Source organism: Olsenella intestinalis, from assembly GCF_023276655.1.
GTDB lineage: Bacteria > Actinomycetota > Coriobacteriia > Coriobacteriales > Atopobiaceae > Olsenella_J > Olsenella_J intestinalis.
The window spans coordinates 137,970-155,194 of sequence record NZ_JALGRK010000002.1 but is presented as its reverse complement, the minus strand read 5'-3'; the positions used below and the strand labels follow the sequence as shown (position 1 = coordinate 155,194).

Annotated in this window: 5 protein-coding genes; all 5 read right to left on the bottom strand. The window is 69.6% G+C overall.

What is annotated here, in order from left to right; genetic code table 11:
• Positions 1–96: 96 nt before the first annotated feature.
• Positions 97–7,062, bottom strand: a complete 6,966-nt coding sequence (locus M5D76_RS05645; RefSeq protein ID WP_248922419.1) for an InlB B-repeat-containing protein — start codon at positions 7,060–7,062, stop codon at positions 97–99.
• A gap of 294 nt (positions 7,063–7,356) precedes the next feature.
• Positions 7,357–14,136: an InlB B-repeat-containing protein gene (locus M5D76_RS05640; protein WP_248922418.1), complete on the bottom strand. Its 6,780-nt coding sequence runs from the start codon at positions 14,134–14,136 to the stop codon at positions 7,357–7,359.
• A gap of 368 nt (positions 14,137–14,504) precedes the next feature.
• Positions 14,505–15,083: a DNA-3-methyladenine glycosylase I gene (locus M5D76_RS05635; protein ID WP_248922417.1), complete on the bottom strand. Its 579-nt coding sequence runs from the start codon at positions 15,081–15,083 to the stop codon at positions 14,505–14,507.
• A gap of 198 nt (positions 15,084–15,281) precedes the next feature.
• Positions 15,282–16,568 (bottom strand): ATP-dependent Clp protease ATP-binding subunit ClpX, encoded by a 1,287-nt coding sequence (gene clpX / locus M5D76_RS05630; RefSeq protein ID WP_248922416.1) that lies wholly within the window; start codon positions 16,566–16,568, stop codon positions 15,282–15,284.
• A gap of 22 nt (positions 16,569–16,590) precedes the next feature.
• Positions 16,591–17,205 carry an ATP-dependent Clp protease proteolytic subunit gene (locus M5D76_RS05625; protein ID WP_248922415.1) on the bottom strand — a complete coding sequence of 205 codons (615 nt, stop codon included), beginning with the start codon at positions 17,203–17,205 and terminating at the stop codon, positions 16,591–16,593.
• Positions 17,206–17,225: the final 20 nt, after the last annotated feature.

Here is a 17,225-nt window from a genome sequence, read left to right as displayed (position 1 = left end):
CCCGGCCGCAAGCGGACGGGCCCCCCGAGTCCAAAGCGCCAAGCGTGCGATGAGCCAGGCGATGCAGTCGGACGCGGCGCCGAGTCTTGAGCTCACCTACCTCGAACGCCTGCGACGACGCCCGAGGGCGAGCGCGGAGGCGCCGAGGAGGCCGATCAGCGCGCACGCGGCCACCGGCGAGGCGTCGCCCGTACGCGGAAGCCAAGGCAGGCGCACGGAGGACGAGGCATCGGGCGAGGTCGCACGCTGCCCGTCGACGGCAGTCGCGTAGGCGACCTCGAAGAGCGAGAAGCGGTCGGAGCCGAAGGCGAGCGTCGCACCCGAGAGGGCGCCGTCGATGCGCTCGGCCCGGCCCCCGTGGGAGCGGGCCACGGCGAGCTCGCGGCCGTCGGCGAGGGCGGACGGGAGGCCGAGCGTGACCGTGACGGGACGGGCGAGGCGCGTCAGGCGCCGCGCGGGAAGGTCACCGACGGACACCCACGTCGTGACGTCGAGGAAGAGCCCTGGCTCGAAGGCGTCGCCGATCGCGTCGTGGAGCGCGGCGCGGTCGGCGGCAGAGACCGAGCCCGTGACGTCTGCGACCTCGACCCAGAAGCGGGCGTCGGCGCCCGACGCGACGGCCGCGGCCTCCTCCTCGGTGAGGGGGACGGCCTCGGCGAGGTACGCGTCGTCCTCGGCGACGAGGGCGCCGCCGAAGTTGTCGGGGCGGACCTCCTGCGCGAGGGAGCCGGGCACCGGGACGGGCGCCCACTGGGCGAAGAGCGTGTCGCCGGCGGCCGCGAGCACGAACTCGTCGCCGGGCGCGAAGGAGCCGCCGCTTCCGTCCGCGGCGGTGTTCCAGCCGAGGAAGCGATGGTCGGGGTAGTCCATGCGGCAGTCGGAGACGACGACGGAGTCGCCCGAGTGGCCGAACTGGGGCGCGGGCGGCTCGCCCGTGGCGCCGTTGCCGTCGTAGCGGAGCTCGGCGTTGGGATCCCACTGGGCGTAGAGCACGTCGGCGTCGGGCGTCAGCGTGAAGATGGATCCGGGCAGGTAGGCGTCGCCCGTGCCGTCGGGCTCGGTGTTCCAGCCGACGAACTCGTGGTGCTCCCAGGCAAATCCGGTATCCGGAACCCTGACGCCCGAGAAGGTCTTGCCCTCGACCGCAGCCGTGTCGCCGGTCGCGAAGGTGGAGTTGGGATCGAGGGTGAGCGAGTCGTCGTCGATGGTCCACGTGCCCACGACCCTGACGTCGGCGTCGGGCATCGAGAAGTCGGATGCCGGATCGCCCTCGACCCTCCAGCCGGAGAAGGTGTAGCCGGGGACGGCGGCGGGCTCCGCCGCGAGCGCGACGGGCGCGTCGTAGTCGTAGGTTGCGGGCGCGGGCAGGTCCTGGGCGTCCTCGGGGACGTCTCCCTCGTAGGCGTAGGCGACGTCGTGGCGACGGATTGTCCAGGAGCCGCTGAAGGAGACGCCGCGGGCGGGCATGGTGAAGGACCCGGCGGTGACGGTCGCGTCCGTGGTGGACCAGCCGCCGAAGTCGTAGCCGACGGCGGTCGGCGCGCTCGCGACGGCGACGGTCGAAGCGAACTCCTTGAGGGTGCCTGCGGGTGCGGCGGGCGCCGTCGCGGGCGCCGCGCCGTCGTAGGCGTAGCTCACCTGGTAGCTGAGGACCCTCCAGCGGGCCCTGAGCCGCACGTCGCGCGCGGGCATGTTGGTCGGGACGTCCGCGGGCAGGCCCGTCTCGGCGTCCTCCCAGCACACGAACTCGTGACCCTCGCGTGCGGGGTTGTCCGGCCGCGTGATCGCCGTGGCGTAGTTCTGGGAGATTGAATCGACGGGAGTGCCGCCCGCGGCGTCGAACGAGATCGTGTAGGAGTTGATCGACCAGGTACCCGTGACGGTGACGGGATCGCTGGGCATGGTGAAGGTCGAGCCGGGCTCGACGGGCTCGCCGTCGATGGCCCAGCCGCCGAAGGTGTAGCCGGCGACGGCTGCGGGGGCGGGAGCGACCGTGGCGTCGGTCCTGTAGGTGACGAACTGGAAGGCGGGTGCCGTGGCCGCGGCGGGGACGTCGCCGACGAAGAGGTACTCGAGGGTGTAGTCGTTGGGCGTCCACATCGCCTCGTAGGTCACGTCGCCCGTGACGGTGGCGGGGAGCGCGCCGGCGTCGTACGTGCGGCCGTCGTTGGAGCTCCTCCAGCCGTTGAAGGAATAGCCTTCGTCGTCGGCCGCGGGCGAGGCGGGGGCGGCCGGGGTGATGGCGCCCCAGTCGAGGGCGTCGGTCGACTGCTCGGCAAAGGTGCCGTGCAGGCCGGGGACGAACGAGACGCGGAACTGCTGCTTGAAGTAGACCGCGAGGCGCAGCGTGCCGTCGGCCGCGACCGTTCCCGCCCAGGCGGAGCCGCGGGTCTCGTCGAGGGCGTAGCCCTCGCGCGCGGGCACCTTGTCCGCGTCGGTCACGCCCACGGTCGACTCGGTCGTGCCGACGCGCGACTCGGTCGCCTCGGGCGCGGTGTAGACGCCGTCCGCCTGGTAGTAGAGCGAGACGACGTAGGGCGTGTCGCTCCTCGGCGTCCAGCGCGCGGTGAGGGAGGCGCCGCCGAGGGGCATGGTGGTCGGGAAGGAGAACTCGCGGCCCTCGCCGTCGAACCAGCCCGCGAAGTCGTAGCCCTGCCGCGAGGGGGCGACGGGGGCGGCGACCGGGGAGCGGTAGTCGGCCTCGATGGGGTCGACCGGCGAGCCGCCCGCGGAGTCGAAGGTGATGGCGTAGCGCCTGGGGGTCCAAGATCCCGTGATGCGGACGTCCTCGTCGGGCATCGAGAAGTTCGTGGCGCCGACGGAGCCGCGCCGCCACCCGCCGAAGACGTAGCCGTCGAGCGCGGGCGCGGCGGCGACCGTGACCGCAGACCCGAACGCGTGCGTCGCCGCGGCCGGCGGCGCGGGCGCGTCGTGCGGGACCGCGCCCTCGTAGGCGTAGGTGACCTCGTGGGTGTTGATGGTCCAGGTGCCCACGAAGCTGACGGGGTTGCCCGGCATGGCGAAGAGGCCGCCGGCGACGTCGGCGTCGGAGGTCCTCCAGCCGGAGAAGGTGTAGCCCGTCTGGCTCGGGGCCGACTCGACGGCCACGCCCTCGCCGTAGGTCACGCTCCTGGCCGCGGGGAGCGCCGGCGGCTCGGGCGGGACGTCGCCCTCGTAGGAGTAGGTGACGTCGAAGCTCTTGATCCGCCACTGCGCGTAGAGCACGTCGTCCTCCGGCGTGAGCCGGTAGGTCGCGCCGGGGGCGTAGGGCGCGCCCGTCCCGTCGGCCTTGGTGTTCCAGCCGAGGAACTCGTAGCCGACGCGGTCGAACCCGGCGGCGACGGCCACGCTCGAGTACGTCTCCCCCGTCGTGAAGTCGATCCCGCCCGAGACCTTGTCGTCGTCCGCACCCGCGTTCTTCACGTAGGCCAGGTGGTCGAGTCCGTCCTCCGGGTACCGCTCAAGCCAGACCGCGAAGAGGTCGGTGTCGCCGGCGACGCCCATGTAGTCGCCGGCGCGGTAGGTGGTGCCGCTCGCGTCCGCCGCGGTGTTCCATCCGCCGAAGACGTAGGTCACGCCGCTCGCGACGGGAGCCTGGGACGGGTCGGGCACGCGGTCGGCGGTGACGCCCACCTGGTCGTTCACGATGTCGGTGGGGACCTCGAAGAGGGCGACGTCGGAGCCGGCCCCGTCGGACTTCGCGGGGTAGTTAGACATGAGGCGGACGGTGGGCCCTCCCGGCAGCGGCACGTCCTGCGAGACGGCGTAGAGGTCGGTGTCGGCGTCCACCACGTAGGCGCTCGGGACGAGGTGGGACGAGTCGTCACGCACGGTCGACCAGCCCAGGAACTCGCTCCCCTCCTCCCCGAGCACGCCCGCGTCCTCCGCGGTCGCGAGCAGGACGTTGGCGCCGGAGTAGAGCTCCTCGTCGAGCCCCTCGATGTGGGTGCCGTCCGCCCTGTGGTAGCGGAGCGTCACGGGGTCGGAGGGGACCCACTTGGCGTAGAGCGTGACGTCGGAGTTGGTCACGCGGTTCGAGGTGAAGTCCCAGGGGACGGTCATGGCCTCGTCCTGGTACCAGCCCTGGAGGATGCTGTTCTCGCGCGACGTCGCGGGCGCGGCCACGTGGTCGCCCGCGTGGAGCCCCTCGACGGGCGCGACCGGCGTGGCGCCCTCCCCCGTGACGAACGTGCAGGTGAACTGGGGGCGCTTCCAGCCCGCGTAGAGGCTCAGGTTGTGCGAGGGCATCATGTCGGCGTCGGTGTACCTCCTGTCGAGGTGCTCCTCGGCGTCCTCGGCGTCGGCCTGGCCGCGGAACCAGCCGAGGAACGTGAGCGTCTCGCCGTAGTCGCCCGTCCTGGTGGCGGCGGAGAAGTCGGGCGTGGAGGCGAGGACCGGCCAGCCGAACTTCTGGGTCGAGTCGTCGACGGTGGACCACTCGCCGCTTCCGAGGTTGTGGAAGCCTATGGTGTAGGACTTGAGCTTGTTGTACTCTGAGATGGTCCAGCCCATGGTCCCGTCGAAGCGCGAGTGCCACGAGGTGTAGAAGCGCCTCATGCCCGTGTTGTCGTCGGAGATCCAGGTGATCTGGTTGGGCCCATGGTCCCTGGCGGTTGCAGACTCGTACTTGAAGACGTGGTGCCCCTCGTAGGCGTCGAACGGCAGCTCGACGTTCTTGACGCCAACCGTGCGCTCGGGCTCGTAGACCAAATCGATTGGGGTCCCGTCCTGGAGGGTGGTGCGGTGCGTCGGCGTCTCGCCGTACTTCGCCTCGCGGAACACCTCGACCATGTCGGTGAGGTCCTGCGAGAAGGCCATCCCATCGTTTTGGCGATAGTAGACGACGACCCCCAGCCCCCTCTTGTCCCCTACGTACGGGTACTCCTTGTACTTGGGAAGGGCGCCTCCGCCATGGTTCCACACGAACTCGCCGTTGTCCTGACGAAAGCCGTAGGAGTCCCGTGGCGAGGGATAGTTGACGAGGTTGTTGTCCACGAGGGTCTTCGAGTAGTCCTGACCCCACTTCATGGGCACCTCAAGGAGGAGCGTCCGCTGATCATTGCTCCAGTACTGACACGTCCACCACCAGCGGTTGAAGTAGACGTTGAGCGTCGTAGATCCGTCCGCGGCGAGGGTGGCCGAGGTCTCGGGCTGGTTGGCTCGCAGGTAGTAGCGGTGATGGGTTGGGTCGGAGGCCTCGACGGGCTCGATGGGGCCGCCCACCGTTGCGTCGCCCGCGAGGACCTTGATCGCGTACTCGTTCCCGTCCGCCTTCGCGACCGTGGCGGACTGGCCCGTCGTGCCCGTGAACTCCCAGCATCCGTAGGCCGTGTACTTGGAGAGGTCGGACTGGTCGGCGTCGAGGTGCTGCGGGCCGCCGGAGCCGTCCTCCACCCACACCACGACCGAGAAGGTCGTGTCGCCGGGGACCCACTTGGCGTAGAGGGTCTTGCTGTTCTCGGCGAACGTGTAGTCGGCGGTGACCCGCGTGTCGTCGGCGCACGAGGGGTCGGTGTACCAGCCGGCGAAGGCGTAGCCCCTGCGGGTGGGCGCGGCCTCGGAGCCGGGCGCGGGCAGGTCGGCGAAGGAGAGGGTCTTCGCGCCGCCCTCCCCCGCCGGGGCGAAGACGTTGTCGCAGGGCGTCGCGTCGTCGCCGGTCGAGAGGCGGACCCACACGCCGGAGCGGACGTCGGGGTAGAGGGAGACGTCCTCGGTGAGGGTGATCGTGTCGGACGTCGAGTACGCGTTTGTCTGATGACCCTCGGCGTCGAAGCGAAGCCAGCCGTAGAGCTTGGCGTCCTCGTCGACCCTGATGTAGTTGACGTCGGAGAAGGTTGCCGAGTACACGCCGGGCTCAGCGGTCTCGGCCGCGGCGATGGAGTCGCAGGACACGTTGCCCGCGGTGCCATAGGGGTACTCGAAGAAGGTGACGCGGCGGCCGCGCGACCAGGAGGCGTTGGCCTCGACGTCCCAGAGTTCCTGCTCGTCGCCGTCGACAGACTCCACGCCGAGCACCTTGAGAGCCTCGACGTCTGCGGCGGAGAGCGGGCCGGGATAGGCGTCCTCGAGGTCGACGCGGGCCGACTCGGGGCCGGCCAGCCAGTGGTAGATGAGCTCCCCCGTGCGCTTGGCGGCGGGGACCGGGAAGTCGATCGAGTCGCCCTCGCGCACGATCTGGCGGGCGACGATGCCGCCGTTCCTGAAGGTCAGGCGGACGCGGTCGTAGGTGTTGGGGTCGGTGCTGCCGACGATCGCGTAGACGGAGAAGGAGTCCGCGCTGAAGCGGGCGCCGCGCGCGTCGGCCGCCGCGGGGACGACCTCGGGCTCGCCCGAGTCGGGAAGGTGCACGACGGAGAAGGACGAGCCGGCGACGGGAAGCGACGGGCGCACGGAGACCTCGACCCTGCGGCCGTCGGCGGGCTCGACCTCGCGGCCCCCGCAGACGAAGGAGATGTCGACGGCGCGGACGTCGCAGGGGTCCCCCTCCACGACGGGGGCGACCCTGTCGGCGACGTCATCGCGGCGGACGTCACGCACGAGTGCGACCGTCCCCTCCGGGAAGGCGCCCTCGGGGGCGCGCACGTCGACCGTGACGCAGAGGTCGGTCACGGAGACGACCGACAGCGCCGGGCTGGCTGGCTCGGCGTCGGCGGCAGTGCCCCCAGCGGCGCCCGCCTGGGCGGGCGGGGCCCCGTCGGCCGTCTCGGCGGCGGCCGTCTCGGCGGTGAGGGCGGCGGCCTCGGTCGCGGCGGCGCCGGCGCCCGAGCCAGGCGCGTCCGACGCCTGGGGGTCGGACGGGGACTGCGCGTCGCCGGGGGCATCCGCGCCCGCCGGAGCGGCGGCCGCATCGGCGCCCGCGGAGGGGCCCGTCGGGGCCGCGGCGTCGCCGGCGGCCTCGGCGGCCACGGCCCTCTCGGCCTCGGGAGATGCGGAAGGCTGCGCCTGGGAGGGGACGGGGACTCCCTGCAGGGCAAGGGTGAGCGCAAGCAGGGTCGCGAGCGCCCTTCGCGCGGCGGCGCCGAGGGGACGCGAGGACCTGTTGCCGTGGCCGGGATTCAGCACGTTGACCGCCTCCTTGTTTCGAACGGTCGGCGTGAACATGACATAGTTGGATAAAAGGTTCGCACAAGCAGGGGCGCGAATACCCGACGACCTGGGGCTAATTCGGAGAAGCGGCAGGTAGATGGCCGTGGGCGGCACGGATCGCTGGCCGTTCCCATCAGCCCGACCAAGCCGCGCGCAGCACGAGCCAGGCGCTTCGTCCTCCGCTGCCGGATGGGCAGACAAAGGGGCCGGCCGCCATAGCGACCGGCCCCGAACAACACGCATGACGCGGGCAAGGCCCCGCGGCCTCCCCTACCTCGACCGCCTGCGGCGACGCCCGAGGGCGAGCGCAGAGCAACCGAGGAGGGCGGCCAGCGCGCACGTGGCCGCAGGAGCGGCGTCGCCCGTGCCCGGAAGCCCGGGCAGTCGCGCGGAGGACGGGGCATCGGGCGAGGTCGCATGCTGCCCGTCGACGACAGTCGCGAAGGCGACCTCGTAGAGCGAGAAGCGGTCGGAGCCGAAGGCGAGCGTCGTGCCGGAGAGGGCGCCGTCGATGCGCTCTGCCCGGCCCTCGTGGGAGCGTGCCACGGCGAGCTCGCGGCCGTCGGCGAGGGCGGACGGGAGGCCGAGCGTGACCGTGACGGGGCGGGCGAGCCGCGTCAGGCGCCGCGCGGGCATATCGCCGACGGACACCCACGTCGTCACGTCGAGGAAGAGCCCGGGCACGAAGCCGTCGCCGATCGCGGCGTGGAGCTCGGCGCGCTCGGCGGCAGAGGCCGAGTCCGTGACGTCTGCGACCTCGACCCAGAAGCGGGCGTCGGCGCCCGACGCGACGGCCGCGGCCTCCTCCTCGGTGAGGGGGACGGCCTCGGCGAGGTACGCGTCGTCCTCGGCGACAAGGGCGCCGCCGAAGTTGTCGGGGCGGACCTCCTGCGCGAGGGAGCCGGGCACCGGGACGGGCGCCCACTGGGCGAAGAGCGTGTCGCCGGCGGCCGTGAGCTCGAAGGCGTCGCCGGGTGCGAAGGAGCCGCCGCTGCCGTCCGCGGCGGTGTTCCAGCCGAGGAAGCGGTGGTCGGGGTAGTCCATGCGGCAGTCGGAGACGACGACGGCGTCGCCCGAGCGGCCGAACTGGGGCGCGGGCGGCTCGCCCGTGGCGCCGTTGCCGTCGTAGCGGAGCTCGGCGTTGGGGTCCCACTGGGCGTAGAGCACGTCGGCGCCGGGCGTCAGCGTGAAGATGGATCCGGGCAGGTAGGCGTCGCCCGTGCCGTCGGGCTCGGTGTTCCAGCCGACGAACTCGTGGTGCTCCCAGGCAAATCCCGTGTCCGGGACCCTGACGCCCGAGAAGGTCTTGCCCTCGACCGCGGCCGTGTCGCCGGTCGCGAAGGTGGAGTTGGGGTCGAGGGTGAGCGAGTCGTCGTCGATGGTCCACGTGCCCACGACCCTGACGTCGGCGTCGGGCATCAAGAAGTCGGATGCCGGATCGCCCTCGACCCTCCAGCCGGAGAAGGTATAGCCGGGGACGGCGGCGGGCTCCGCCGCGAGCGCGACGGGCGCGCCGTAGTCGTAGGTTGCGGGCGCGGGCAGGTCCTGGGCGTCCTCGGGGACGTCTCCCTCGTAGGCGTAGGCGACGTCGTGGCGACGGATTGTCCAGGAGCCGCTGAAGGAGACGCCGCGGGCGGGCATGGTGAAGGAACCGGCGGTGACGGTCGCGTCCGTGGTGGACCAGCCGCCGAAGTCGTAGCCGGCGGCGGTCGGCGCGCTCGCGACGGCGACGGTCGAGGCGAACTCCTTGAGGGTGCTTGCGGGTGCGGCGGGCGCGGTGGCGGGCGCCGTGCCGTCGTAGGCGTAGCTCACCTGGTAGCTGAGCGTGCGCCAGCGCGCGCGGAGGCGGACGTCGTGCGCGGGCATGTTGGTCGGGACGTCCGCGGGCAGGCCCGTCTCGGCGTCCTCCCAGCACACGAACTCGTGACCCTCGCGTGCGGGGTTGTCCGGCCGCGTGATCGCCGTGGCGTAGTTCTGGGAGATTGAATCGACGTCGCTGCCGCCGTTTGAGTCAAACGTGATGGTGTAGGAGTTGATCGACCAGGTGCCGATGATGGCTACGGCCTCGCTGGGCATGCGGAAGGTCGAGTCCGCCTCCACGGGCGCGCCCGCGATGGTCCAGCCGAGGAAGGTATAGCCGTCGATGTCGGCTGGAAGCGAGGCGACCGTGGCCTCCGTCCCGTAGGTGACGACCTCGGAGTCGGGCACCATGGCCCCGGCGGGGACGTCGCCGGCGAAGAGGTACTCGAGGGTGTAGTCGTTTGGCGACCACATCGCCTCGTAGGTCACGTTGCCGGAGACGGTGGCCGGAAGGGACTCGGTCGGATAGGTCCTTCCGTCGTTCGAGCTCCTCCAGCCGACGAAGCTATAGCCGGGGTCGTCAGACGAGGGCGAGGCGGGCGGCGCGGGCGTGTTTGCGCCCCAATCAAGGCCCTCCGTCGTCTGCGTCTCAAACGTGCCATGAAGCCCAGGCGTGAAAGAGACAGTGAGCTGCTGCTTGAAGTAGACCGAAAGGTTCAGCGTGCCGTCGGCGGAGACGGTGCCGGACCAGTCGTCAGATCGAGACGCATCCAGCGCGTATCCCGCATAGAACGACACCTTGTCGTCGTCGGTGATGCTCACGCTCGAGTCGGTTGTGCCCTCGCGGGATTCGATGAACTCGGGAACCGAGTAGGTGCCATCCGCCTGATAGAAGTAGGACACGACGTAGGGCGTGTCGCTTCTGGGCGTCCAGCGCGCCGAGAGGTGTGCACCGCCGAGGGGCATGGTGGTCGGGAAGCTGAACTCATGCCCGTCGGGGTCGAACCATCCGGCGAAGTCGTAGCCCCGTCGCGTGGGCGCGGCAGGCGCGGTCACGGATGAGCGGTACGCGCGCTCGATGGGCTCGACCGAAGACCCTCCCATGGAGTCAAACGTTATCGAATAGCGCTTGGGGGTCCAGGAGCCCGTGATGCGCACGTCCTCGTCTGGCATCGAGAAGCTGATCGCTCCGACCGCGCCGCGGCGCCAGCCGCTGAAGTCGTAGCCGGCAAGCGTCGGCGCGCTTGCGATGTCGACGTTCGTTGCGAACGCATGCGTCGAGGCCGCAGGTACCGCAGGGGCATCAAAGGGAACGTCGCCCTCGTAGGCGTAGGTGACCTCGTGGGTGTTGATGGTCCAGGTGCCCACGAAGCTGACGGGGTTGCCCGGCATGGCGAAGAGGCCGCCGGCGACGTCGGCGTCGGAGGTCCTCCAGCCGGAGAAGGTGTAGCCCGTCTGGCTCGGGGCCGACTCGACGGCCACGCCCTCGCCGTAGGTCACGCTCCTGGCCGCGGGGAGCGCCGGCGGCTCGGGCGGGACGTCGCCCTCGTAGGAGTAGGTGACGTCGAAGCTCTTGATCCGCCACTGCGCGTAGAGCGCGTCGTCCTCCGGCGTGAGCCGGTAGGCCGCGCCGGGGGCGTAGGGCGCGCCCGTCCCGTCGGCCTTGGTGTTCCAGCCGACGAACTCGTAGCCGACGCGGTCGAACCCGGCGGCGACGGTCACGTTCGAGTACGTCTCCCCCGGCGTGAAGTCGGTCCCGCCCGAGACCTTGTCGTCGTCCGCACCCGCGTTCTTCACGTAGGCCAGGTGGTCGAGGCCGTCCTCCGGGTACTGTTCGAGCCAGACCGCGAAGAGGTCGGTGTCGCCGGCGACGCCCATGTAGTCGCCGGCGCGGTAGGTGGTGCCGCTCGCATCCGCCGCGGTGTTCCACCCGCCGAAGGCGTAGGTCACGCCGCTCGCCGCGGGGACCTGGGCCGAGGAGGGCACGTGGTCGGCGGTGACGCCCACCTGGTCGTTGACGATGGTGGTGGGGACCTCGAAGAGGGTGACGTCGGAGCCGGCCCTGTCGGACTTCGCGGGGTAGTTAGACATGAGGCGGACGGTGGGTCCCCCGGGCAGCGGCACGTCCTGCGAGACCGCGTAGAGGTCGGTGTCGGCGTCCACCACGTAGGCGCTCGGGACGAGGTGGGAGGAGTCGTCCCGCACGGTCGACCAGCCCAGGAACTCGCTCCCCTCCTCCCCGAGCACGCCCGCGTCCTCCGCGGTCGCGAGCAGGACGTTGGCGCCGGAGTAGAGCTGCTCGTCGAGACCCTCGATGTGGGTGCCGTCGGCCCTGTGGTAGCGGAGCGTCACGGGGTCGGAGGGGACCCACTTGGCGTAGAGCGTGACGTCGGAGTTGGTCACGCGGTTCGAGGTGAAGTCCCAGGGGACGGTCATGGCCTCGTCCTGGTACCAGCCCTGGAGGATGCTGTTCTCGCGCGACGTCGCGGGCGCGGCCACGTGGTCGCCCGCGTGGAGCCCCTCGACGGGCGCGACCGGCGTGGCGCCCTCGCCCGCCACGAAGGTGCACCTGAACTGCGGGCGCTTCCAGCCCGCGTAGAGGCTCAGGTTGTGGGAGGGCATCATGTCGGCGTCGGTGTACCTCCTGTCGAGGTGGGCCTCGGCGTCCTCGGCGTCGGCCTGGCCGCGGAACCAGCCGAGGAACGTGAGCGTCTCGCCGTAGTCGCCCGTCCTGGTGGCGGCGGAGAAGTCGGGCGCGGAGGCGAGGACCGGCCAGCCGAACTTCTGGGTCGAGTCGTCGACGGTGGACCACTCGCCGCTTCCGAGGTTGTGGAAGCCTATGGTGTAGGACTTGAGCTTGTTGTACTCGGAGATGGTCCAGCCCATGGTCCCGTCACCACGGGTATGCCACGACGTGTATTGACGGGCTGAGCCGGTGTCGTCATCCGAAATCCAAACGATCCTATTTGCACCATGGGTCGATGCGCTGGACTCGTACTTGAAGACATGAAGACCCTCGTAGGCGTCGAACGGCAGCTCGACGTTTTCACAGCCTAGGTCGCGATCCTTCTCATAAATGAGCGGTACACGCGTGCCGTCCTGCAGCGTAGTGTAATGGGTCGGTGTCTCACCGAACTTCACCTCGCGATAGACCTCGTATAAGTTGGTAGTGTCCTCCGAGTAGCCACTTGATTCACTGCCGCGATAATACGCAACGTCTCCCAGTGGCCTCTGATCGCCCACGTACGGGTACTCCTTGTACTTGAGAAGACCACCCCCACCATGGTTGGCTGCATACCGTCCGCTGTTCAAACGGAAGTCATAGAGGTTCCACGGAAATGGGAAGTTGACAAGATTGTTGTCCTTGAGTGTCTTCACGTAGTCCTGGCCCCACTTGATCGGAACCTCAAGGAATCTCGTTCTCCCAGTCGAGCTATTGTACTGGCACCTCCACCACCAGCGGTTGAAGTAGACGTTGAGCGTCGTCGAGCCGTCCGCGGCCAGCGTGGCAGAGGTCTCGGGCTGGTTGGCGCGAATGTAGTAGCGGTGATGCGTGGGGTCGGAGGCCTCGATGGGCTCGATGGGGCCACCCACCGCGTCGTCGCCCGCGAGGACCTTGATCGCGTACTGGTTCCCGTCCGCCGGCGCGACCGTGGCGGACTGGCCCGTCGTGCCCGAGAACTCCCAGCTGCCGTAGGCCGTGTACTTGGAGAGGTCGGACTGGTCGGCGTCGAGGTGCTGCGGGCCGCCGGAGCCGTCCTCCACCCACACCACGACCGAGAAGGTCGTGTCGCCGGGGACCCACTTGGCGTAGAGGGTCTTGCTGTTCTCGGCGAACGTGTAGTCGGCGGTGACCCGCGTGTCGTCGGCGCACGAGGGGTCGGTGTACCAGCCGGCGAAGGCGTAGCCCCTGCGGGTGGGCGCGGCCTCGGAGCCGGGCGCGGGCAGGTCGGCGAAGGAGAGGGTCTTCGCGCCGCCCTCCCCCGCCGGGGCGAAGACGTTGTCGCAGGGCGTCGCGTCGTCGCCGGTCGAGAGGCGGACCCACACGCCGGAGCGGACGTCGGGGTAGAGGGAGACGTCATCGGTGAGGGTGATCGTGTCGGAGGTCGAGTACCTGCCGGTCTCGTGGCCCTCGGCGTCGAAGCGGAGCCAGCCGTAGAGCTTGGCGTCCTCGTCGCGCTTGATGTAGTTGACGTCGGAGAAGGTTGCCGAGTACACGCCGGGCTCTGCGGTCTCGGCCGCGGCGATGGAGTCGCAGGACACGTTGCCCGCGGTGCCGTAGGGGTACTCGAAGAAGGTGACGCGCCGTCCGCGCGACCAGGAGGCGTTGACCTCGACGTCCCAGAGGTCCTGCTCGTCGCCGGCGGTGGACTTCGCGCCGAGCGCCTTGAGCGCCTCGATGTCTGAGGCGGAGAGCGCGCCGGGATAGGTGTCCTCGAGGTCGACGCGGCCGGGCTCGGGGCCGGCCAGCCAGTCGTAGATGAGCTCGCCCGAGCGCTTTGCGGCGGGGACCGGGAAGTCGATCACGTCACCCTCGCGCACGATCTGGCGGGCGACGATGCCGCCGTTCCTGAAGGTCAGGCGGACGCGGTCGTAGGTGTTGGGGTCGGTGCTGCCGACGATCGCGTAGACGGAGAAGGAGTCCGCGCTGAAGCGGGCTCCGCGGGCGTCGGCTGCCGCGGGGACGACCTCGGGCTCGCCCGCGTCGGGAAGGTGCACGACGGAGAAGGCGGAGCCGGCGACGGGAAGCGACGGGCGCACGGAGACCTCGACCTGGCGGCCGTCTGCGGGCTCGACCTCGCGGCCCCCGCAGACGAAGGAGATGTCGACGGCGCGGATGTCGACCAGATCGCCCTCGACGACCGACGCGACCTCGTCGGCAACCGAGGCGCGAGGAATGTCACGCACGACCGCGACCGTTCCGGGCGGGAACGCGCCCTCCCCCGCACGGGCCTCGACCGTCACGCAAAGGTCGGTCACCGAGAGGACTGACAACGCAGACCAGACGGGTGTCGACGCGTCAGAGTCTTCGGACGTGTCGCCGAGAGTCGACGGGACAACGTCCTGAGAGGAGGAGTCGTCGCCCACCGGCATTGAGGGGTCGACTCCGTCCGGAGAAATGTCACCCATGCCATCCGAGGACGCGACCGGCGAAGCGGAGTCGGAAGGCTTGGCAGTTGCAGCAGAATCGCCGCCGACGTCAGCCGGAGAGCCGGCCCCACCATCGCTCGCGACAGCCTCGGGAGCCATGGCCTGGACAGCATCCCCTTCGGCCGACACGTCGGAGGACGCCATTGTGCGAACGGGCACGCCCTGCATGACCAGCGTGGCCGCAAGCAGGGACGCAAGCAGCCTGCGCGAGGCAGGAAAACCAGCGTGGCGCCTTTTCGAACCGGAAAACAGCACGTTGACCACCTCCGGGGCGACAAATGGTCGACGAGATAGAGACATTCGTATTTTTATGTTCGCACAGGCACCAGCGCCCAAACGCCAGCCTGCGCCCCCGAGACGAGAAACGGCAGCTCAACAGTGGCAAACGGCGTAGTTGCGAACGGGTGACGGGAGGTCGAGGGGCTCTTCTCGAAAGACCGAGAGCCGAAACGCGGGAAACGCCGGGGCTACCTGAAGGAGCATCCCACCAGATGGTCGTTCACCATGCCAATGGACTGCAAAAACGAGTAGGTGATGACGGGACCGACGAACGACATACCACGCCTGCGCAGGTCAGAGCTGAGGGCGCGCGAGACGTCGGACTGCGTGGGCATCTGCTCCGGCGAGCTCCAGCGCCCGTCGACCGGCATGCCGTCCACGAAGTCCCAGAGGTAGGCGTCGAGGCTCCCGAACTCGCGCCTGATCTCCTGGACGACGCGGGCGTTGCGCCGCACGCCGAAGACCTTCGCCCGGTTTCGGATGATGCCGACATTCCCCATCAGGGCCTCGAGCTCATCGTCGCCCATCGCGGCGCACGCGTCGACGTCGAAGTCGTGAAACGCCTCGCGATACGCCTCACGCTTGTGCAGGACGCAGCGCCACGAGAGGCCGACGCTCGCGCCCTCGAGGCAGAGCATCTCGAACTGGAACCGCTCGTCATGGCTGGGCTTGCACCACTCGTGGTCGTGATAGTCCACGAGCTCGACGTCACCCGCGCACCAGGCGCGGCAACGCTCGGTCGCCGACGCGACCTCAGGACCCTCCATGCAGCCCACCTCCAGACGCTCGCCCAATCGATGCGACAAGCGTAGCGCAGGCACCCCTCCCGCGCCACGGGACACGAGCGCGGTCGAGAAGAGCGCGCCCCATGGCCGCCGCATTCTTCGGCGGACGCGGCCCAAGCGAGACGAGGGGCCGGAACATCGTCCGACCCCTCGTCTCAAGCTAGATGCGATCCGTTGCCACTACGCGCGCTTCTTGCCCTGGTTGTGGCGGACGACCTCCGGGGAGGCGGTGCCGCCGACGCTCTCGGGCGTGACGGTGACCTTCGTGATGTCGAGGTCGCTCGGGAGGTCGAACATCGTCTCCTCGAGCGTGGACTCGCAGATGGCTCGCAGGCCGCGGGCGCCGGTGTTGCGGCTGATGGCCTGACGGGCGATCTCGCGCAGGCCCTCCTCGGTGAACTCGAGCTCGACGCCCTCGATCTCGAACATGCGGCGGTACTGCTTGACGATGGCGTTCTTCGGCTTCGTGAGGATCTCGACGAGGTCGTCCTCGGTCAGCTCGCGCGTGGAGGTGATGACCGGGATGCGGCCGATGAACTCGGGAATCATGCCGAACTTGTGCAGGTCCTGGGGCATGACCTGGGCCATGAGCTCGTCGGTGTCCTCCTCGACCTTGCGGTTGAGCTCGGCGTTGAAGCCGATGCCCTTCTTGCCGATGCGGTCGGCCACGATCTTGTCGAGACCGACGAAGGCGCCGCCACAGATGAACAGGATGTTGTCCGTGTTGATGTGGATGAGCTCCTGCTGCGGGTGCTTGCGGCCGCCCTGGGGCGGGACGCTGGCGTCGGTGCCCTCGAGGATCTTGAGCAGCGACTGCTGGACGCCCTCGCCGGAGACGTCGCGGGTGATCGAGAGGTTCTCGGCCTTGCGGGCGATCTTGTCGATCTCATCGATGTAGACGATGCCGACCTGCGCACGCTCCACGTCGCCGTCGGCGGCCGTGATGAGCTTGAGCAGGATGTTCTCGACGTCCTCGCCCACGTAGCCGGCCTCGGTCAGCGTCGTGGCGTCGGCGATGGCGAACGGCACCTCGAGGAAGCGCGCGAGCGTCTGGGCGAGCAGCGTCTTGCCGGTGCCGGTGGGGCCGAGCAGCAGGATGTTGCTCTTGGCGAGCTCGACCTCCTCGCCCTCGGCGTTGACGCCCTCGTCGCCCTGCATGATGCGGCGGTAGTGGTTGTAGACAGCAACGCTCATCGCGCGCTTGGCGGCCTCCTGCCCCATGACGTACTGGGACAGCTCGTCGTAGATCTCGTGCGGCGTCGGGAGGTTCTCGATGGGGCTCGCCGAGGAGGGCGCGTCGTCCTCGAACTCGACGTCGTCGTCGGAGATGATGTGGGAGCACTCCCCCACGCACTCGTCGCAGATGAAGACCCCGCCAGGCCCCTGGATGAGCTTGCGAACCTGGTCGCGGGACTTGCCGCAGAAGGAGCAGCGCATCTCGGGCGTGTTGTTGTCGTTCTGTTGCATTGGGCTTCTCCTAGGGATGCTGCTAGTCGACCTGCTCGGTGCGCGAGGCGATCACCTTGTCGACGAGGCCGTACTCGAGGGCCTCCTTCGCACGCAGGTAGTTGTCGCGCTCGGTGTCCTCGTTGATCTTCTCGACGGACTGGCCCGTGTACTGGGCGAGCAGCTCGTTGAGGTGCTCGCGGATGTACTTGGTCTCGTCGGCGACGATCTGGATGTCGGTCTGCTGGCCCTGGGCGCCCGAACTCGGCTGGTGGATCATCACCATGGAGTTGGGAAGCGCGAGCCTCTTGCCGGGGGTGCCCGCGGCGAGAAGGACCGACGCCATCGACGCGGCCATGCCGACGCAGATGGTGGAGATGTCGGGCTTGATGAAGTTCATCGTGTCGAGGATGCCGAGACCCGCATAGACCTCGCCGCCGGGCGAGTCGATGTAGAGGGAGATGTCCTTGTCGGGATCCTGGCTCTCGAGGTGGAGGAGCTGGGCGATGACGAGGTTGGCCGAGTCGCGGGTGATCTCCTCGCCGATGAAGACGATGCGGTCGTTGAGGAGCCTCGAGTAGATGTCATAGCTGCGCTCGCCGCGCGGGGTCTGCTCGACGACGTACGGGACCAGGGGGATGTTCTGAGGGTTGTGCATGCGTGCCTCCTATTGATGAA

What these genes read in the sequence shown, in the direction of transcription:
- M5D76_RS05640 (WP_248922418.1), bottom strand. Translation starts at nt 14,136, where the DNA reads ATGGCTCCCGAGGCTGTCGCGAGCGATGGTGGGGCCGGCTCTCCGGCT.
- M5D76_RS05635 (WP_248922417.1), bottom strand. Translation starts at nt 15,083, where the DNA reads ATGGAGGGTCCTGAGGTCGCGTCGGCGACCGAGCGTTGCCGCGCCTGG.
- clpX (WP_248922416.1), bottom strand. Translation starts at nt 16,568, where the DNA reads ATGCAACAGAACGACAACAACACGCCCGAGATGCGCTGCTCCTTCTGC.
- M5D76_RS05625 (WP_248922415.1), bottom strand. Translation starts at nt 17,205, where the DNA reads ATGCACAACCCTCAGAACATCCCCCTGGTCCCGTACGTCGTCGAGCAG.